Annotated in this window: 16 protein-coding genes; 10 read left to right on the top strand and 6 right to left on the bottom strand. The window is 65.4% G+C overall.

Translation table 11 applies throughout. From position 1 onward, the window contains the following. Window positions 1–13: 13 nt before the first annotated feature. From QTI68_RS33485 to QTI68_RS33475, 3 genes are read right to left on the bottom strand one after another with little or no spacing between them, the layout of a single operon-like run. Entirely contained in the window at window positions 14–1,498 is a 1,485-nt protein-coding gene (locus QTI68_RS33485) for an enoyl-CoA hydratase-related protein (RefSeq protein ID WP_286528007.1), read from the bottom strand. A gap of 36 nt (window positions 1,499–1,534) precedes the next feature. Then, on the bottom strand, window positions 1,535–1,918 hold the full coding sequence (locus QTI68_RS33480) for an acyl-CoA thioesterase (RefSeq protein ID WP_286528175.1): 384 nt from the start codon (window positions 1,916–1,918) through the stop codon (window positions 1,535–1,537). 50 nt (window positions 1,919–1,968) lie between these two features. After that, entirely contained in the window at window positions 1,969–3,120 is a 1,152-nt protein-coding gene (locus QTI68_RS33475; protein ID WP_286528004.1) for an iron-containing alcohol dehydrogenase, read from the bottom strand. A gap of 211 nt (window positions 3,121–3,331) precedes the next feature. On the opposite strand from QTI68_RS33475, the gene QTI68_RS33470 reads away from it, so the two are divergent. Then, on the top strand, window positions 3,332–4,282 hold the full coding sequence (locus QTI68_RS33470) for a winged helix-turn-helix transcriptional regulator (RefSeq protein WP_503011782.1): 951 nt from the start codon (window positions 3,332–3,334) through the stop codon (window positions 4,280–4,282). Window positions 4,283–4,339: 57 nt separating this feature from the next. Here the strand turns inward: QTI68_RS33470 and QTI68_RS33465 are convergent, their stop codons facing one another. Next, window positions 4,340–5,560 carry an ABC transporter substrate-binding protein gene (locus QTI68_RS33465; protein ID WP_286527999.1) on the bottom strand — a complete coding sequence of 407 codons (1,221 nt, stop codon included), beginning with the start codon at window positions 5,558–5,560 and terminating at the stop codon, window positions 4,340–4,342. A gap of 208 nt (window positions 5,561–5,768) precedes the next feature. On the opposite strand from QTI68_RS33465, the gene QTI68_RS33460 reads away from it, so the two are divergent. Together QTI68_RS33460 and QTI68_RS33455 are read left to right on the top strand one after the other, a co-directional pair. Further along, a complete protein-coding gene (locus QTI68_RS33460) occupies window positions 5,769–5,918 on the top strand; it encodes a hypothetical protein (protein WP_286527997.1) in 150 nt (49 codons plus the stop codon). A 334-nt stretch (window positions 5,919–6,252) separates the two neighbouring features. After that, window positions 6,253–9,162, top strand: coding sequence for a Tn3 family transposase (locus QTI68_RS33455; RefSeq protein ID WP_286527995.1), 2,910 nt, complete (start codon window positions 6,253–6,255; stop codon window positions 9,160–9,162). A gap of 355 nt (window positions 9,163–9,517) precedes the next feature. Here the strand turns inward: QTI68_RS33455 and QTI68_RS33450 are convergent, their stop codons facing one another. Further along, window positions 9,518–10,102, bottom strand: a complete 585-nt coding sequence (locus tag QTI68_RS33450; RefSeq protein WP_286527993.1) for a hypothetical protein — start codon at window positions 10,100–10,102, stop codon at window positions 9,518–9,520. A gap of 742 nt (window positions 10,103–10,844) precedes the next feature. Between QTI68_RS33450 and panD the strand changes: the two genes are divergently transcribed. From panD to QTI68_RS33420, 6 genes are all read left to right on the top strand, one after another. Beyond that, window positions 10,845–11,246: an aspartate 1-decarboxylase gene (panD, locus tag QTI68_RS33445; RefSeq protein ID WP_286527991.1), complete on the top strand. Its 402-nt coding sequence runs from the start codon at window positions 10,845–10,847 to the stop codon at window positions 11,244–11,246. A gap of 153 nt (window positions 11,247–11,399) precedes the next feature. After that, a complete protein-coding gene (bioA, locus tag QTI68_RS33440) occupies window positions 11,400–12,794 on the top strand; it encodes an adenosylmethionine--8-amino-7-oxononanoate transaminase (RefSeq protein WP_286527989.1) in 1,395 nt (464 codons plus the stop codon). Beyond that, window positions 12,760–13,962, top strand: coding sequence for an 8-amino-7-oxononanoate synthase (bioF, locus tag QTI68_RS33435; RefSeq protein WP_286527987.1), 1,203 nt, complete (start codon window positions 12,760–12,762; stop codon window positions 13,960–13,962). The genes bioA and bioF overlap by 35 nt, the downstream gene beginning before the upstream one ends. Then, complete coding sequence (bioD, locus tag QTI68_RS33430) at window positions 13,959–14,678, top strand: dethiobiotin synthase (RefSeq protein ID WP_286527980.1); 720 nt, start codon at window positions 13,959–13,961, stop codon at window positions 14,676–14,678. The genes bioF and bioD overlap by 4 nt, the downstream gene beginning before the upstream one ends. A gap of 99 nt (window positions 14,679–14,777) precedes the next feature. Then, window positions 14,778–15,806 (top strand): biotin synthase BioB, encoded by a 1,029-nt coding sequence (gene bioB / locus QTI68_RS33425; RefSeq protein ID WP_286527978.1) that lies wholly within the window; start codon window positions 14,778–14,780, stop codon window positions 15,804–15,806. Then, the gene (locus QTI68_RS33420; RefSeq protein WP_286527976.1) at window positions 15,803–17,080 is read left to right on the top strand and encodes a cytochrome P450; all 1,278 of its coding nucleotides are present in this window, start codon (window positions 15,803–15,805) and stop codon (window positions 17,078–17,080) included. The genes bioB and QTI68_RS33420 overlap by 4 nt, the downstream gene beginning before the upstream one ends. Here QTI68_RS33420 and QTI68_RS33415 read toward each other — a convergent pair. Next, window positions 17,035–17,604 carry a chorismate--pyruvate lyase family protein gene (locus QTI68_RS33415; RefSeq protein WP_286527974.1) on the bottom strand — a complete coding sequence of 190 codons (570 nt, stop codon included), beginning with the start codon at window positions 17,602–17,604 and terminating at the stop codon, window positions 17,035–17,037. The two genes, QTI68_RS33420 and QTI68_RS33415, sit on opposite strands and share 46 nt — an antisense overlap. Between QTI68_RS33415 and pabB the strand changes: the two genes are divergently transcribed. Beyond that, complete coding sequence (pabB, locus tag QTI68_RS33410; RefSeq protein ID WP_286527973.1) at window positions 17,603–19,036, top strand: aminodeoxychorismate synthase component I; 1,434 nt, start codon at window positions 17,603–17,605, stop codon at window positions 19,034–19,036. The two genes, QTI68_RS33415 and pabB, sit on opposite strands and share 2 nt — an antisense overlap. Window positions 19,037–19,057 lie beyond the last annotated feature (21 nt).

The raw sequence follows: 19,057 nt of genomic DNA, 5'->3' as shown, positions 1-19,057 counted from the left end.
CGATGCCTGCATCTCAGCGGCCCTGGAACCGGGGTGCGCGCTTGTCCGCGAAGGCGGCCCGGCCTTCGCGGTAGTCATCGCTACCAGCGGCTGCCTCGATCTGGCGCTCGGCATGCGCGAGGTCCAACGCCCCGGTGCCCATGGCCATACCGTTGAGCAGCGCCTTGGCGCCGGCGATGCTGAGCGGCGCGTTGCCGGCCAGCGACCTGGCGAAGTCGCGTGCGGCGGCCATCGGGTCGACGGGCACGGAGGGGGAGGCTTCAGCGCCGCGCAGCCGTTGCCACCAACTGGCTGCCTTTGCGCTGCTGCCGCTCACCTGATCCACGAAGCCGTTGAGCAATGCTTCGTCAGCGCTGAAGCGCTGCGCGCCGAAGAGGATTTTCTTGGCCATGGGCAGGCCGACCAGGGACAGGAGTTTTCGCGTACCGCGCACCCCGTAGACTATCGAGAGCCGCGCCGCAGGAATGCCGAAGATCGCCCCCGCGGATGCGTAGCGGAAGTCGCAAGACATGGCTAGGTGCGCGCCGCCGCCCAGGCAATATCCCCGCAGCACCGCGATGGTCGGCTTGCCGATGTCGGCGATGGCGTCGCAGCAGGCGTCCACGGCTACTTCGTAGGCCGTGGCCTGAGCTGCGTCGCCACGCACCTTCTCGAACTCGGGGATGTCTGCACCCGAACAGAAATCATCGCCGGCGCCAGTGAGGATGATTGCGCGCACTTTCGGGTTGCGCGCCAGCGACCCCATGATGGCGGGGAAGGCCTTCCACATGTCATAGGTCATGGCATTGCGACTGCCCGGGCGGTTCAGGGTGACCACCGCGATCTCGTCCGAGATCCAGACCTTCACCTGCTCCGAGGTCAGCACGTCCATGACGGCATCGTTGTGTGCCTCGGTCGACGCGGCGGCTGGTGCGTGGCTGGCCACCGGAACTGGCGCAGCAACCTGCGCCGGACCTGGCTCAGGGGCCACCTGCGCCACCGACGCAGCAGACGGCGCTGCAAGCTCCAGCATGTCCAGGCCACTGCCGGCAGACGCTTGAGATCCATCACCTTTCCGGCCATTGACCTGTTTCGCGAAGAGGTCGAAGAACTCGTCGGCCGACTTCCTGGCGGCCGCATCGATCATTCGCGAGCCCAGTTGCGCGAGTTTGCCGCCCAGGTTGGCCTTCACCGTGTATCTCAGCAGCGTCAGTTGCGGCTCGAACGCCTCCAGAGAAACGCTGATGTCGGCCTTCGCGAAGCCGGCCGCTCCACCAGACCCCTCGCCCGTCAAGGTGTAGCTGCGTGGCGCCTGGATGTCGGACAGCGTCACCTTGCCGGTAAACCGCGCCTTGATCGGCCCTACCTTGCTCACCACCGTCGCGCTGAACGCATTGTCGGCAGTGCGCTCCAGCGCTTCGCACCCGGGAATGCTCGCCTGCAGAACCATGGGATCGTTCAACGCATCCCAGACGGTCTCACGCGAGGCCTTGATCCGCGCTTCGCCTAACATCTCCATGTGACTACCTCGTACCTAGCAAATAGTTCAAGTGGCTCATCCCGCGATGGCCTGAAGGACCGCGCGGACTTCGTCCGGAATGGGAACCGGTCGACTGGTTGCGCGGTCGACATAGACGTGAACGAACTGGCCGACCGCCGACGCTTGGTCCGCCTCGTTGCGGAACAGCGCGATCTCGTACCGCACGCTGCTGCGACCCAGTTGCGCGACCTTTATGCCCACGTGGACGTCGTCGGGAAAACCGATAGAGGAAAAGAAGGTGCATTGGGTCTCTATGACCAGTCCGACGATCTCGCTCTTCGCAATGTCGAGCACCCCGTTCGCAATGAGATGACGATTGACGGCACTGTCGAAGAACGCGTAGTACACGACGTTGTTCATGTGCCCGTAGGAATCGTTGTCGCCCCACCTCGTGGGCATACAGGCAAGACTTCGATATGCAGCCCGAGACGTCGGGGCCTTCTTCTCGCTCACAGGACCTCCGAATAGATGGCAGCGGCATCACGCTCGGTGAGTTCCCGCGGATTGTTGACAAGAAGCCGCGTCTGCTTCATCGCATCCGATGCGAGCGCGCCAACGTGTTCCGACCTGATGCCGACGTCGCGAAGCGTGACGGGCAAGCCAACCGACGCCGCCAGTGCGCCGACATAGTCAACAAACGCTTCGGCTTTCTGTGCCTCGCTTCCCTGGACGCCTGGCCGAACGATCTCGACGAGATCGGCATACTGCTTTTGCGCGGCCGGCAGATTGAACCTGGCCACCGCCGGGAGCACCAGTGCGTTCGACAGACCGTGAGGCACATGGAACTGCGCGCCGATCGGGTAGGCCAGCGCGTGCACGGCGGCGACTGGCGCATTGGCGAAGGCAATGCCGGCCAAGCAAGCGCCCAGAAGCATGTCTTCTCTAGCCTGCAAGTCCTTGCCGTCCTCGCACGCCTTGTGCAGTGAGCGAGAGAGCAGCCGCAGCGCGTCCTTAGCCAAGCAGTCGGAAATCGGATTCTTCAATCGCTTGCTCGTGTACGCCTCGATGGCATGGACCATGGCGTCGATGCCCGTGGCTGCCGTGACGTGAGGCGGCAAACCCAGCGTCAATTCAGCATCGAGCAACGCCAGGTCGGGCAACAGAACAGGAGAGACAACGCCCTTTTTCTCACCTTTCCCGGTTGTCACGATGGAAATAGGGGTCACTTCGGAGCCGGTGCCTGCGGTCGTCGGCACCAGGATCAGCCGCAGCCGCGGTCCCTTTGCCAGGCCGATACCGTAGACCTCGGAAAGACTCTCGCCACTGGACGCTAGAAGCGCGGCGAGCTTCGCCACATCCATCGAGCTACCCCCTCCAAATCCGATGACGCAATCGGCGTTCGCCGATCTGGCCGCGGCAGCCGTTGCGTGGATCACGGTCTCCGGCGGATCGGCCTGCACGTCGCAGAACAGCGCGGCCGGAATGCCCGCCTTGTCGAATCCGTTCAGCGTCGGCTGAAGGATTCCTGACCGCAGCAGACCTGCGTCGGTAACGATCAGGACGGACCGGCATTCCATTGCCGCCACCTTGTCAGCAAGCCTGACGGCGCCGCCGCGGGAGACGCTAAGCGTCCGACCTGTTGAGAACTCAAAATCTTGCATAGTGCGCTGCCCTCTCGTTCCTTGCATTATTAGACCGACTAGCCGATCATGCAAGCACAATTTGCCGACCGACCGTCTTCTGAGCGACACAGGTAGACTGTCATGACGCCCTCTTCAACTGCTGGATGCTTCTCGCCACCTCATGGCTCCATCGACCGCTCTCAAACCAACCAAGCGCCCCGCCCGTCACGCACAGCGAGCTACTTCTCGTGTGAGGGCCAGTCCAACGGAACGCAATTGTTCTGTTGGTCGCACTATTGATGTCATTGGCGATGGGTGGAGCTTCATGGTTCTGCGGGAGTGCTATTTCGGTGTGAAGCGCTTCGAACAATTCAAGGACATCCTCGGACTTCCGCGTACTACGCTCTCCGACCGGCTTCGCAAGCTCACAGCCATGGGCTTGTTGCGGCAAGTGCAGTACACGGACAAGCCTCCGCGCTTCGAGTACCACCTCACGCGGGTCGGCATAGATCTGTATCCGGTCATGCTGGCGTTGATGAGTTTTGGCGACAAGTGGCTCGGTGGGCGCAAGAAAAAGCCACTCCAGCTGATCCATCGCACTTGCGAACATCCCTGCAGTGCAATCGTCGTCTGCTCGGAATGCCGAGTGGAGATACTTCCAAGCCGGGTCAGTTATCGAGACGGGCCCGGCGCTGGAACAAGCACCATCCGAGTGGAACGCAAGAGCCGTCGTTCGGCCGACCCAACTGCGCTCGAGCGCCGGCGTCCAAGTTCGGTGGCCCGCGCGCTTCAAGTAATCGGCGATCGCTGGAGCTTTATGATCATTCGTGAGGCCTTCTTCCGCGTCCGCCGCTTCGACGATCTGCAAAGCGGCCTCGGGATCGCGCCCAACATCCTCACCGATCGTCTCAATCGCTTGGTGGCAGACGGCGTCTTTCGACGGGTCCAGTATCAAATCGGCCCCGATCGTTACGAGTATCGGTTTACGGAGAAGGGCCGGGATCTCTTCGGATCCATGATCGCCATGCTCCACTGGGGCGACCGATGGCTGTCCGGCGGGAAGCCGCCCCTGATCCTCACGCATCTCGACTGCGGAAAGGACTTCGATCCGACGGTCGCCTGCGATCAGTGTCGCGAGGCGATCAACGCCCACAGCATGCGCTATGCGATGAACTACCAAGACCCGAAGCCCCCGGAATGAAAAGGCTTGGATCTTGCCCGCCCCATGCACAACCGGCAGCGGGTGAGGGCAATCGGATCACTTCTTAACGAACGGACAGGTGCTTTCCGCCAGCGGACGGAACGCCGTGTCCGCGGGGATCGTCGCGACGAGCTTGTAGTAGTCCCAAGCGTACTTCGATTCGGAAGGCTTCTTGACCTGATAGACGTACATGTCGTGAACCATCCGGCCATCTTCCCTGATCCGACCGTTAGTGGCGAAGAAGTCGTTGATTGGCATTTCCTTCATCTTCGCCATTACGGCAGTTGCCTCGTCCGTGCCCGCGGCCTGGATTGCGTTCAGGTAGTGGATGGTCGAAGAATAGTCGCCCGCATCGCCCATGTTCGGCATGCGCTTCATTCGATCGAAGAAGCGCTTGGCAAACGCGCGAGTCTTCTCATCACGGTCCCAATAGAATGCCGTCGTCAGGAGCATGCCCTGTGCGGTGTTCAAGCCCAGCGCGTTCACGTCTGTGATCCAGACCAGCAGGCCGGCAATCGTCTGGTTGCCGGTTCCCAAGCCGAATTCGTGCGCGGACTTCACGGCATTGACGAATGTCGTACCCGAGCCAGCAATTGCAACTACCTTTGCCTTGGAGTCCTGCGCACGCAGCAGGAAGGACGAGTGGTCGCTGGTGTCGACTGGATAGCGCACGCTGCCGAGTACCTTTCCGTTGCGACCCTTCACCACCGCGGACGCGTCTGCTTCCAGGGCATGGCCAAAGGCATAGTCCGCTGTAAGGAAGTACCATGAGTCCGCGCCCTTGTCCATCAAAGCGCGCGCAGTTCCATTGGCAAGCGCATACGTGTCATAGGAATAGTGGATGCTGTTGGGCGTGCATCCGTCGCCTGTCAGCCGCGAGGAGCCGGAGCCATTGATGATTGCAATGCGGTTGCGTTCCTTCGCGACGTTGGCCACGCCCAGCGCGATCGCCGAGTTGATCAGGTTGTTGACCATGTCCACCTTCTGCGTGTCGAACCATTCGCGGGCCTTGGAAAGGGCCACGTCGGGCTTGTTCAGATGGTCGGCGGAAATCACTTCGACCGGTTTGCCGAGGACTTTGCCGCCGAAGTCCTCCACAGCCATCTGAACCGCCGTGACTGACCCCTTTCCTCCTTCATGGGAGAACTGGCCCGACATATCGGTCAAAACGCCGATGCGCACGACGTCATCGGAAATCTTGCCTTGCGCGTGAGCGCCGCTGAAGAGCATCCCGCCGAACGCGGTCAGGCTGCACGCCAATAGTGTGGAAACTTTCATGTTCACCTCAGGGTTTGCGATTTGGGGGAAGGCCCGTTGAGGAGCCCTAGTGCATCCAGCTATGCAACTTACTATGTTAGTCCAGTTATGCAAGTAAGCATTGGTGATTTCCCGAGTTGCAAGGCACCGCACCCCGTTGCGCCATTCGGACAGCTCAGGCGAAGGTGCCCCAGATTGGCTTGACGATCCCGGGACGCAGAAAGGTCAGATGGAAATGAACGCATCGACCTCCACGCTCCCGCCGCGCGGCAGCCGCGGCATCCAGGGAGCTCAGATTTGGGAAGCGGCAGACGCGCTGCTGGTGCACCAGGGCCTACGCCCGACCACCGAGCGCGTGCGCGAGAAGACTAATGGGTGACCCACCGGGTCAAAGTTCAACCGGTGCCGACACGTAGAGGTTGCTCATGCGAGGGGTGCGCGAGAGTGGTGGAGCGATGCGTCCGGAGGCGACGGCGCATTGTCGCTGGAGGGAGGTCGCTCACCGCGCCCTGCCTGTCCATTCGCAGCGCTTCTGCGGCAACTTGCCGCGGAAGCTCTCACCGGGGTCGATTTGATTTCGGTGTCAAAACTGACGGTTCGCATCTCCAGCAACGGCGCGGGGTCGGTTTGCTAAGTCGTTGATTTCGCGAGCATTGCTGTTCACTTCTTTGCGGCGTATCGTCTGCGCCCCTAAATCACGAAGGAGCGCCGCGATGCAAGGCTGGCAGTCGTCCTACCTGGGCCTGCGCGACATGCCCGGTGAGCTCAGCGAGTTCGAGCTGCAGACGTTCTTCAGCTTCAGCCGTACTGAGCTCGACTTGATTGCTCGTCGGCGCAGCGACAGCCTCAAGCTGGGCTTGGCGCTGCACATCGGCTTCGCCCGCATGACCGGACGGCCGCTGAACAGCGTACGTATCGTGCCCCCTGCCCTGCTTCGCCACCTTGGCCGAGAGCTGGACATCGCCGCCCCGGATTTGGTATCTCTGCGCGCGCTGTACGCCCGCGGACGCACCTTGTTCGACCACCAGCACCAAGCTTGCGAGTGCCTGGGATTCAAGTGGATGACCGAGCACCAGCGCCGAGCCTTGGTGCGGGTCCTGCGAGACGAGGTCGCGCATTGCTCGGACCGCGAGCGGCTCCTGGTCCTTTCCAGGCAGTGGCTCTACGACCATCGCCTGCTCATCGTGCACGACCGCGTGATCCGCGCCATGGTGGCGGCCGCCCTGGTCGAACTCGAAGCATCGACTGGCGAGGCCATCATGACAACAGTGCCCGCCGAGAATCGCAAGCGCTGGACCTCGGCATTGAACACGCCGCGTCCGGACGGCGAGCACTGCCAGAGCTGGCTGTGGAGCACGCCGGCAAGGCATTCCACGCGCCAGATCACCGAGGTCCTGGAAAGGATCGCGTTCCTGACCGACCTCGGCGTCGATCGACATCTGGGCGATCTCAACGACGTTCTGGTGCGCCGCTACGCCAGGCGCATGGCCGGGCGGCCCCCATCGGTCAGTGCCAGGATCAAGGAGCCGGCCCGCACGCTGGAGCTCAGCTGCTTCCTGCGCTACTGCCTGCTCACGGCGACCGACCAGATCATCTTCATGTTCCAGCGTCGAGTGGCCGACCTGTGGCACCACTGTGCCGACGGTGTCGCGTCCGTGGATTGGGCGCGTCAGTACCAGGAATTGCTGCAGGAGCTCTCCGAGCTCGCGGACCATGACGCCGTGCCAGATACCGAACTGCGTTCACGCCTGCGCGAAATCGTCGCTGCCAAGTGCGCTCAGCGCCCGCCGAGTCGAGCATCGGTCATACGGCAACTCCTGATCGATGCCATCGCGCCGGTGCGTTCGCTGCTGGTGGGGGTCAGCCGCTTGCCTTGGCAGGCCACCGGCGAGCACCCGGCACTTGATGCGCTGAACACGCTTCGAGCCGGGTACGCCGCCGGCATCAAGCGACTTCCAAGCGAAGTCACGGCCCTACGACTGGGAGCCGCCTGGCGCGCGAGTATCGCCGACCCTGACCGCGAGCGTGCCTTCAGGGCGCTAGAGGTCGCCACCCTGCTCGCTTTGCGTCGGGCGGTGCGAAACGGCTCGGTCTGGATCGAACACTCGCTGAGCTTTCGCGGCCGCGAACGGCTGTTCCTGTCCGAGGAGCGTTGGCAGGCCGAAGCGCCGCGTCACTACGCCAGGCTGCAACTGCCGGCCAAAGCCAGCGAGTTTCTCGTACCGCTACTTGCCCGTATGCTCATTGGTATCGACGCGGTTGCGGCCGCCGCGCGTTCGGGTGATCTGCGAGTCGACGACGAGCTGCATCTGGCGTCGTTGGCTGCCGACGAAGATGACCCCCAAGTGGTAAGACTGCGCACCCAGCTCGACCAGCGCATCGGTGAGTCGCAGTTGCCCGAGGTCATCCTGGCCGTGGACGCCCAGGTGCGCTTCAGCTGGATCATGCTCGGGCGCGAGCCGAGAACGGCGCAGGAACTGCTGATGACCTATGCCGGCATCCTCGCACACGGCACCAGCCTCACGGCAGCCGAGTGCGCGCGCATGATCCCGCAGTTGTCGGCCACCAGCATTCGCCAAGCCATGCGCTGGGCCGGCGACGAGCGTCGACTGGCACGGGCCTGCCAGGCGGTGCTGGAGTTCATGCAGCGCCACCCCATCGCGGCGACCTGGGGCCGAACCGACCTGGCCTCCTCGGACATGATGAGCCTGGAGACCAGTCGGCGCGTGTGGCAGGCACGCCAGGACCCGCGGCGCCAGGTGGCGTCCATTGGCGTGTACAGCTACGTGCAGGACCGATGGGGAATCTTCCATGCGCAGCCGATCGTGCTCAATGAACGCCAGGCGGGCGCCGCCATCGAAGGCGTCATTCGACAGGAACGGATCGAGACGTCTCAGCTCGCTGTTGACACGCACGGTTTCACCGACTTCGCGATGGCGCTGTCCCGACTTCTGGGCTTCGACCTGTGTCCAAGGCTCAGGGAAATCAAGCAACGGCATCTCTTCGTCCCGCGGGGTACGAAGGTTCCGCGCGAGATTGCCGCCGTGTGTCAGGCCAGTGTGGACACCACGCTCATTGAAGCCCATTGGGACGGCCTGGTGCACCTGGCCGCCTCGGTGATGCTGGGCCATGCCAGCGCAGTGACCGCGTTGGCAAGATTCGGCTCGGCAGCCCGAGGAGACCCGATCTATGACGCCGGCGTGCAACTGGGCAAGCTGCTCAGGACGGTGTTTCTGGCCGACTACTTTGTCAACGCCGCCTTCCGGCGCGAGCTGCGACGGGTGCTCAACCGCGGCGAGTCGGTCAACGCGCTCAAGCGCGCGATCTATGTCGGCCGCGTCACGCCGGCACAGGCCCGGCGCACTGACGAGATGCAAGCCGTGGCCGACGCACTTAGCCTGTTGGCCAACATCGTGATGGCCTGGAACACGGCGCAGATGCAGGCGGTGGTGGACCGCTGGGCCAACCGGCGTCAGATCGTGCCGCCCGAACTGATGGGACGCATCGCGCCCACGCGTCTGGAGGGCATCAATCTGCGAGGCGTGTTCCGCTTCCCCGTCGAGCGCTACGCCGCGCAGCTCCTACCGTCACAAAGTGCAGGCAAAACAAGGGCCAGTGGCTGAATTCGGCCGCTGAACGATGCGCTTTGCGGGGCGATTCGAGGGGTAGCAGAAAGTTGTGCAGTGACAAGCACTTGCGAGCGCCAGCACCTCGGAACCCGCGCCAATGCTGGTCGGTCGATGCGTCACTTTTTGCACTGAAATCAAATCGACCCCAGGTGGGGCCGTCGATCCAGTCAGCGCGCATCCGGGGCCTGGCCGCAAAGTTTTTCGGCGCCAACGCGGCGGATTGGATCGGGCTTCGCCAGCGGGGCCGGGCACGGGACCGGCTCGATGCCTTCTACCGGGCAAACAGCGTCGCGACGCCGGAATGGGCAACGAAGCTCGATCGGGCGATCACATGAGAGCCGACGTACGTCTACCGCGGCCGGTACAGCGGCTGGGGATTCGCGCGTCTCAGCCGAGCCTCCTCGAAGGCGTCGAGGATCTGTCGAGTCTCCGGGGAGGCCTGGATCGGGTCGTTCGAGCGAAGGATCCGCAGCGCCATGTTGAGGTCTGTGTACCCATCGTCGAAATACACGGTCGGTTTGCCCGCGGCAAAGGAGCCGAATTCGTCCAGCGTCCGGTAGGCCTGGATGTTCCACCTCAGTCTGATCAGTTCCCTGCCCACGAAGTTCTCCGCGATCGAGGCGGCGTTGGCCGGCTTCGTGTTGGCTCGCCGACGCGGGAGTCCGGCGGCGCGCCGTTCGTCGGCCTTCTCCTTGCTGGCGTCGACCTTGAGCTGGATCATTTCGCGGTCCTTGAATGCAGCGGCCGCAGTGCCCGGCTGGACGTGGCCGGCCTCGTGAAGCAACACGGAGGTCAGGAAGTAGTCGCGATCGATCGTCAGGCGCGCCGTGCCCGTCGAGTTGAGTGCCACCCAAGCGGCGAGGAACCTCGGATCCACGAAGGCACAGTAGCAAGCCGCGGGCACCGCAGGCGGCGCGGCGGCGGCCTCCAACACGGACTGGCGGACTCGACCAGGTAGAGGGTCACGGTGTCTGAACCGCCCTATTCGAGGAGAATTCCTCGTCGATCTGGTGGACCGCTCCAGCCGACCACGCGACTTCGAATGAGACTTTTCACGTGCAGGGTACCCAGTAGAAAAATCATGCCGCTTCCACACGAGCCGTTCCGGAACTCGAATGCACCGTGTAGCGCCAGGACCGCCTCCTCGTCGCATTCAATCGCATCGTTCCTTGTTCAACTCGATGCGCGGCTTGCATCGTGACTCCTGATTGGGATCAAGCGCCGAGGCGCTTTTTCTCCCCGTGGTCGAGGGGTACGTGTGCGAGCAGAGCGACGTGCGATGACGGTGGTTCGGCGACGGATTCTGCGTGATGGCCAAGCAGCGCATCACTGCAATCGGCCGGGCATCGATTTCCCGATGCAGCTGCGAAGCAGCCACATTCTCTCGGCTCTAAATACACGCGGGCGTAGCGCAAGAGTCGGTTATGGTACGCCCCGTTTGTGACCAGAACGGAGAGCAACGACCCGTGATTTTTCATGCATCCAACGGGCTCACTTTCGGCAGCACGCCGACGTCATTGACCGACGCGCCGCACCTGGCACAAACGCATTGCGAGCGGTCGTTTCGAAATGTGCTGTGAGACATCGCTAGATAACTGGCTCAAGTGCCATCGCCGTGCCGTCCGCCGGCGAGCCGTCCCGCGCTTTTTGCATTCCAAAGAAAGAGCTTCTACATCATGTTCCGTACCCTGCTCAAGTCCAAGATCCACCGTGTTGCCGTCACCGACTGCGAACTGCACTACGAGGGCTCCTGTGCCATCGACGAAGACCTGCTCGACGCGGCTGGCATGGCCGAGAACGAGCAGGTCCACATCTGGAACATCAACAACGGCGAGCGCTTCATCACCTACGCGATCCGCGGCGAGCGCGGCACCGGCATCATCTCGGTCAACGGCTCGGCCGCGCGGCGGGCGGCCGTGGGCGACCTGATCATCATCGCGGCCTTCGGCCTCGTGCCCGAGGCGCAGGTGGCGGCGCATCGGCCGAAGCTGGTCTTCGTCGACCACGCCAACCGCATCCAGGAAGAGCGCACGCACATCCCCGTGCAGGCGGCCTCCGGCGAAGCCGTCGCGGCCTGATGCCGAGCGCAGCGGGCCTCGGCATGACATCGCCAACCCCGGCCGATGCGGCCACCTACGGCACCCAGCCAGCCCCCGGCCTCGCCGCCGGCAACGCACGCGGCCGATCGATAACTTCCAAATCCGGTCAGGGAAGAGAGGAACTGCACCCCGATGAATCGCCCACATGCGCACAACGTCGGCGCCAATGAAGCCTGGCAGCAGCGCAGCCTGCGCAGCGTCTGGCACCCCTGCACCCAGATGCAGCGCGCCGCGACGGTCCCGCCGCTGCCGATCGCGCGTGGCGAGGGCCCATGGCTCATCGACCATGAAGGGCATCGCTACTTCGACGCTACCAGTTCGTGGTGGGTCAATCTGTTCGGCCATGCGGATGCGCGCATCAACGCAGCCTTGAAGGACCAGCTCGACCGCTTGCCGCACGTGATGTTGGCCGGCTGCACCCACGCTCCGGCGGTGGAGCTGGCCGAGCGGCTGTCGGCTCTGACCGGCGGTGTGCTCGGCCATTGCTTCTTTGCCAGCGACGGCGCCTCGGCGGTCGAGATCGCGCTCAAGATGAGTTTCCACCACTGGCGCAACCTTGGGCGTTCGGACAAGCGGGAGTTCGTCTGCCTGCGCCAGGGCTACCACGGCGAGACGCTGGGCGCCCTGGCGGTCACCGACGTGGCGGTGTTCCGCGATGCCTACGATCCGCTGCTCATGCGGGCGCACCAGGTGATGTCGCCCGACGCCCGCCAGGCCGGGCCCGGCGAGACAGCGGCAGACGTGGCCACGCGGGCCGCCGCTGAGTTGGAGGCGCTGTTCGAGGCTCGCCACGAACACATCGCCGCTCTGATCATCGAACCGCTGGTACAGGGCGCTGCCGGCATGGCCATGCACGACCCGGCCTATCTGCGCACGGTGCGAGCGCTATGCGACCGCTACGAAGTGAGCCTGATCGCCGACGAGATCGCGGTGGGCTGCGGGCGCACCGGGACCTTCTTCGCCTGCGAGCAGGCCGGGATCTGGCCCGATTTCGTGTGCCTGTCCAAGGGGATCAGCGGCGGCATGCTGCCGTTGTCGCTGGTGATGACGCGCGACCATATCTACGAGGCCTTTCTCGACGACGACGTGGCGCGCGGTTTCCTGCACTCGCACTCCTACACCGGCAATGCGCTGGCCTGCCGGGCGGCGCTGGCGGTGCTCGACCGCTTCGAAGAGGACGCCGTCCTGCAGCGCAACCACCAGCGCGCCGTGGCATTGACTTCGGCGCTCGCGCCTCTGCAGAACGATCCGCGCGTCGAGCACTTCCGCCAGCGCGGGATGATCTGGGCCTTCGATGTGCGGGAGAGTTTCGTCGGTGAGCGATTTGCCGAGCGTTTCCACCTCGCCGGCCGCGCGCGCGAGCTGCTGATCCGCCCGATCGGCCGTACCGTCTACCTGATGCCGCCCTACGTGCTGGACGATGAGCTGGCAGCCTGGCTCGCGCAACGCGTGATGGCCACGCTGGACGCCACGGCCGACATCGAGAATGCCCATGCTGATCGAACACCTGAACCACCAACTGCGTGAGCGCGAGGCCCAGGCGCTGCGAAGGCAGCGCCGCACGACCGAGTCGCCCTGCGCGCCGCACCAGCGGGTTTCCGGACGCGACATGCTGGCCTTCTGCAGCAACGACTACCTGGGGCTGGCGAACCATCCGGCCCTGATCGAGGCGCTGGCCGAAGGCGCGCGCCGCTATGGAGCCGGTAGCGGCGCGTCGCATTTGATCAGCGGTCATTCACGCGCCCATGTGTTGCTCGAGGACGAACTCGCGCGATGGCTTTCGCCCTGCATCCCAGAGGCGCGCGCGCTGAGCTTCTGCACCGGCTACATGGCGAACCTGGCGCTACTCACCGCCTTGGGCGATGCGAGCGCGACGATCTTCGCCGACAAGCTCAACCATGCTTCGCTGGTCGACGGCGCGCTGCTGGCCAAGGCGCCGCTGCAGCGCTTCCCCCACGGCCGGCTCGACCTGCTCGCCAACCAGCTCGGGCGCTGCAGCACGCCGATCAAGCTGATCGTGACCGATGCCGTGTTCAGCATGGACGGCGACCTGGCCGACCTGCCGGCCCTTTTGGCGCTGGCCGAGGCGCACGACGCCTGGCTGGTCATCGACGATGCGCATGGCTTCGGCGTGCTGGGCAACGACGGCAGCGGCAGCCTGTCGCACTTCGGCCTGCGCAGCGAGCGCCTCATCTGCATGGGCACGCTGGGCAAGGCCGTGGGCCTGGGCGGGGCCTTCGTGGCCGCCCACCCGAGCGTGATCGACTGGCTGGTGCAGTCGGCGCGCAGCTACGTCTACACCACGGCGGCGCCACCGGCGATCGCGCATGCCGTGCTCACCAGTCTGCGTTTGATTGCTGGCAACGAGGGCGAAGCGCGGCGCGCCCGATTGGCGCAATCGATCGCCATGCTGCGCGATGGCCTCACGACATTGGTGCAGCAATACCCCGGTCTCGGCTGGCGCTTGACAGATTCCGCCACCGCAATCCAGCCGCTGATCGTTGGCGACAACGCCGCGGCGTTGGACCTCGCGGCAGGGCTCGACGCGCAGGGCCTGTGGGTGCCGGCGATCCGCCCACCGACGGTGCCCGTGGGCACCGCCCGACTGCGTATCACGCTGAGCGCCGCGCACACGCCGAAGGATGTGCAGGCGCTCCTCGATGGCTTGGCGCAGGCCGCTGGGACGCTGCAATGAGTTCCGCTGCGATGCGGGGTTGCTTCGTGACCGGCACCGACACCGAGGTCGGCAAGACACGCGTCAGTGCCGCGCTGCTACACTGGCTCGGCGCGCAGGGGCTGCGCTGTGCCGGCTACAAGCCCGTGGCGGCCGGCACCGAGGTGATCGGTGGCGAAGACGTCAACGACGACGTGCGCGCGCTGCGCGATGCGAGCTCGGTGGCGTTGACCGATGCCGACGTCGGGCCCCTCCAGTTCAAGGCTGCTTGCGCACCGCACATCGCGGCAGCGCTCGAAGGCCGCACCATCGAGCGTGCCTTTCTGCTGCGAGGTGCCCTGGCGCTCGCGACGCGCGCCGAGCAACTGGTCGTCGAGGGCGTGGGCGGCTTCTGTGTGCCGCTTGGGCCGAATTTCGACAGCGCCGACTTCGCCATGGACCTGGACTTTCCGGTCGTGCTGGTGGTCGGCTTGCGGCTCGGCTGCATCAACCATGCGCTGCTCACGGCCGAGGCCATCCATGCACGCGGTTTGAGACTGGCAGGCTGGGTCGCAAACACGGTCGATCCGGCGATGCTGTACCGCGCCGACAACCTCGCCACCCTTCGCCAAGAACTGCGACGGCGCCACCAGGCGCCTTGCCTGGGCATGGTCCCCAGGCTGACCGGCCCTGACCCTGCGGCCGTGGCGGTCCACCTCGACGATGCGGCGCTGCGAACGCTGTTCGAGCTGCCCTGAGAGCAAGTGTGAGCATGGCGCGATCTGCAACCACGATGGCCACCCTTGTGACCGGTGGCTGGCTATTCTGGCTCGAAGAGACCCTCCCTGAAAGACGACATGATCACCACATCCACTTCCACGACAACATCCACCGTTTCCCTGTCATCGTTGCGTGGCGCGACGTCGCGCAACGCGCCGCGCATCGATCAGCGATGGCTTGTCGCAGACATCGAGGCGCTCTACGCATTGCCGTTCATGGATCTGCTGTTTCGTGCGCAGCAGGTTCATCGCGAACACTTCGATGCCAATGAGGTGCAGCTGTCAACCCTGCTGTCGATCAAGACCGGTGGCTGCGCGGAGGACTGCGGCTACTGCCCGCAGTCCGCGCACTTCGACACCGGCGTCGAGGCCAGCAAGCTGATGCCTCTGGCGGAGGTGGTCGAAGCGGCGCAGGCCGCTAAAGCGCAAGGGGCCACGCGCTTCTGCATGGGCGCGGCCTGGCGCAGTCCGAAGGCGCGTGACATGGAAAAGGTGACCGACATGGTGCGCGAGGTGCGCGCGCTGGGCCTGGAGACCTGCATGACGCTCGGCATGCTCGAAGCGGAACAGGCCCAGGCCCTGAAGGATGCGGGGCTCGACTACTACAACCACAACCTGGACAGCGCCCCCGAGTTCTACGGCAACGTCATCAGCACCCGCACCTACCAGGACCGGCTCGATACGCTGGCCCGCGTGCGCGACGTGGGCATCAACGTCTGCTGCGGCGGCATCGTGGGCATGGGCGAGAGCCGCGCCCAGCGCGCCGGTCTGATCGCCCAATTGGCCAATCTCGAGCCCTATCCCGAGTCGGTGCCGATCAACAACCTGGTGCAGGTAGAGGGCACACCGCTGGCCGGCACCGAGCCACTCGACCCCTTCGAATTCGTGCGCACGATCGCCGTGTCGCGCATCACGATGCCGACCACGATGGTGCGGCTGTCGGCCGGGCGCGAGCAGATGGACGAGGCGCTGCAGGCGCTGTGCTTTGCCGCCGGCGCCAATTCGATCTTCTACGGCGACAAGCTGCTGACCACGAGCAACCCGCAGGCCGAGCGCGACCGGGCGCTGTTCGACCGGCTGGGGCTGAAGGCCCAGGGCCAACGATGAGCGCGGTGCTGGCGCCCCCGCCGAGCCCGCTCGGCCGCCCGATCATCGACGCGGCGTTCCGCGCCGATCCCTATCCGACCTACGCCGCGCTGCGCGAGGCCGGGCCGATCCACTGGAGCGACGAGTTCTTCGGCGGCGCGTGGCTTCTGACCCGCCATGCCGATGTCGAGACGGTGCTTCGCGACGCCGTGCGGTTCTCGGCCCAGCGCACCGGCGGCTGGGTGATGCAAAGCCTGGCCGCGCGCGGCGAGTTGAAGGATTTCCAGCAGCTCTTCGCGCGGGCGATGCTGTTCGTCGACGCGCCGGACCATACGCGCATCCGCGGCGTGCTCAATGCAGGCTTTCGCAGCGACGTCCTGCAACAGTTCGCGCCGGCCATCGAGCGCCGCGTCGATGCCCTGCTCGACGCCGTGGATGCCGACGCGGGCTTCGACTTCATGCAGGCACTGGCGCGGCCGCTGCCGGCCGAGGTGATGGCGATGCTGATGGACATCCCCGCGGCCGATCACGGCGACTTCATCGCCTGGTCCGACGATCTGGCGACCTTCATCGGTGCGCCCCTGCCCTCGCTCGAGCAAGCCCGGCGCGCTCGCACCAGCCTGCTGGCGATGACCGGCTACTTCGAACACCTCGTGCCGCAGCGCCGGCGCACCCCGGGCGACGATCTCGTGCGCCGGTTGCTGCGGGCCGAGGCGGCCGGCGACATCCAGCCCGGCGCCGAGCTGCTCGCCCAATGCGCGATGCTGCTGTTCGCCGGCCACGAGACCACGCGCAACCTGCTGGGCAACGGGCTCCAGGCGCTGCTCGCCAATCCCGACCAATGGCAGCGCCTGCAGCACGAGTCCGCGTTGCTGCCGGGTGCGGTGCGCGAACTGCTTCGCTTCGACAGCCCGGTGCAGTACACCGGCCGCCGCGTGGCGGCCGATCTGGTGCTGCACGGTCGACAGCTGCGCCGCGGCGACCTGGTGGTCGCGCTCATCGCCTCTGCCAACCGCGATCGGGTGCGCTACCCAGAAGCCGATCGCCTGGACATCGCGCGCCGCCCCGGCGGCTTGTTGTCGTTCGGCGCCGGACCGCATGTGTGCATCGGCGCCAGCCTGACGCTGATGGAGGCTCAGATCGTCTTTGATCGCCTGCTGCATCGGTTCCCGCATCTGCGCCTGGTCGACGCGCAGCCGCGCTGGAGCGGCAATGCGGTGTACCGAGGGCTCAGCGCGCTGCCGGTACGTCAGTCTCCGGCCACCGGTCTGCGCATCAGCATGCCGCGCCGATAGGTCTCGGCAATGAGCATGCGCGGGCCCTCGGGTGTCACGATGCAGTACGTGCGCGACGCGTCGGAGTCAGGGAGTCCACCGACCGCGCCCCAGAGCCGTTCGTACAGCACCGGCGCCGCATCGAGGAACGAGCGGCGCACCCACAGGCGCGACAGCAGATGACCGATCGGCATCGCGCCGGCCTCGAGGTCGCGCCGCACATCCTCCGGCAGGCCCTCGAGTGCGATGTACGACAGGTTGTCCATCAACACCTGGCCATGAGCAGCGAGGCAGGTGATCCGCTCGATAAAGCTCGCGCCCGGAAGCACTGCACGCACTTCGGCGGGCACCGCCTGCACGATGCGCTGCTCCAGCACATGCAGCGAAACCGGACCGCCGGCGATGGTTTCGCACAGCCGGGTGGTCGATCCGTCCTGCGCCAGCAGCAGGCGCAGCATGTCGCGGGCGTGTTCTGCCCGCGCGGGCGCATCGGATGGTTGGTGAAAGCGTAGACGCTCAAGCGCTTGGTATTCGAATGAAGACATGATCGAAATTGAAGTGACGATTCGCCCCGTGGCACTGCCGGACGGCCCACGCGGCACGATGGCGCGGTTGCGCGGCGAGGGACGTTTCGCGCTGCTCGAAAGCGCGCTGCCCATGCCGCGCCAGGCCCACTGGTCCTACATCGCCGGACCGGCGCTGGCCACACTGTACACAGACGAGACCACGACCCGGCTCGAACGCGACGGCCGCGAGATTGCGTGCTGGGCCGATCCCTTCGAAGCGCTGGCGGCGGTCGCCGCTGGGGAACCCGACAGCGTCCGCCTCGAGGGCGACTGTCCCGAAGGCATGGACTTCGTCGGTGGCTGGGTAGGCGTGCTGGGCTACGACCTCGCACGCCATGTCGAGCGGCTGCCTGAACAGGCCCTGCAGGACCCGGTCCTGCCCCGGCAATGGTGGATTGCGGTGGACCAGGTGCTGGGGTTCCACCATCCGAGCGGGCAGTGGTGGGAGGCCACGGTCCGCGGCCCCGCGGAGCGTTGGCCCTGGACCCGCGCCGGGCGGGCAGAGGCCTGGGCGCGGACCATCGAGTGCGCAAGCGGGCCGCTGCCCGAACGCGGTCAGTGGAAGGCCGGATCGCTCAGTCTGCGCACATCGCGCGCGCAGTTCGAACGCGGCGTGGAAACCATCCGCGAGGCCATCGTCCGCGGCGAAGTGCTTCAGGTCAACCTGACGCGGCGCGAAGATCGGGCCTTCGAGGGCGACACCTGGGCCCTGTACGAAGATCTGGTGTCTGCGCATCCGGCGCCCTTCGCGGCCTACCTCGAAGGGCCGGGCTTCGTGATCGCGAGTTGCTCGCCCGAGCGATTCCTTCACCGGAGGGGCGACCGGCTCGAGGCGCGTCCGATCAAGGGAACTGCAGCGCGAGGTATCGGAGGGACCGAGGACGCCGCTCGACGTCAGCAACTGGCGGCGAGCGTCAAGGATCGCGCGGAGAACGTGATGATCGTCGACCTGATGCGCAACGATCTCGGGCGCGTGGCCGTGACCGGCAGCGTCGAGGTGCCCGAGTTATTCGCCCTGGAGCCTTATGCCAGCGTGTGGCAGATGGTGTCGACCGTGCGTGCGCGACTGCGCCCCGACTGCGACGTGGCGCAACTGCTGCGCGCCTGCTGGCCGCCTGGGTCGATGACCGGTGCGCCGAAGATTAAGGCGATGGAGATCATCGAGGGGCTCGAGACCCTGCGCCGCGGTTGGTATGCCGGCTCCATTGGCTATCTGGACTGCCGCGGCAACATGGACCTGTCGGTCGTCATCCGCACGGCGATTGTTGCCGGCGGGCGCGTGATGGTGCAGTTGGGCGGAGGCATCGTCGCGGACTCCGAACCCGCGGCCGAATGGGCGGAGACGGTGGGCAAGGGGCTTCGCATCGTCGAGACGCTGGAACGGGGCTCTGAAGCAGCAGGTACAGGATGAGTCCACATCGCAGAACGACTC

Origin of the sequence: Variovorax sp. J31P207 (assembly GCF_030316965.1) — a bacterium.
Classification (GTDB): domain Bacteria; phylum Pseudomonadota; class Gammaproteobacteria; order Burkholderiales; family Burkholderiaceae_C; genus Variovorax; species Variovorax ginsengisoli_B.
The sequence above is the reverse complement of the archived record's forward strand: the minus strand, read 5'-3'. Positions and strand labels throughout refer to the sequence as shown.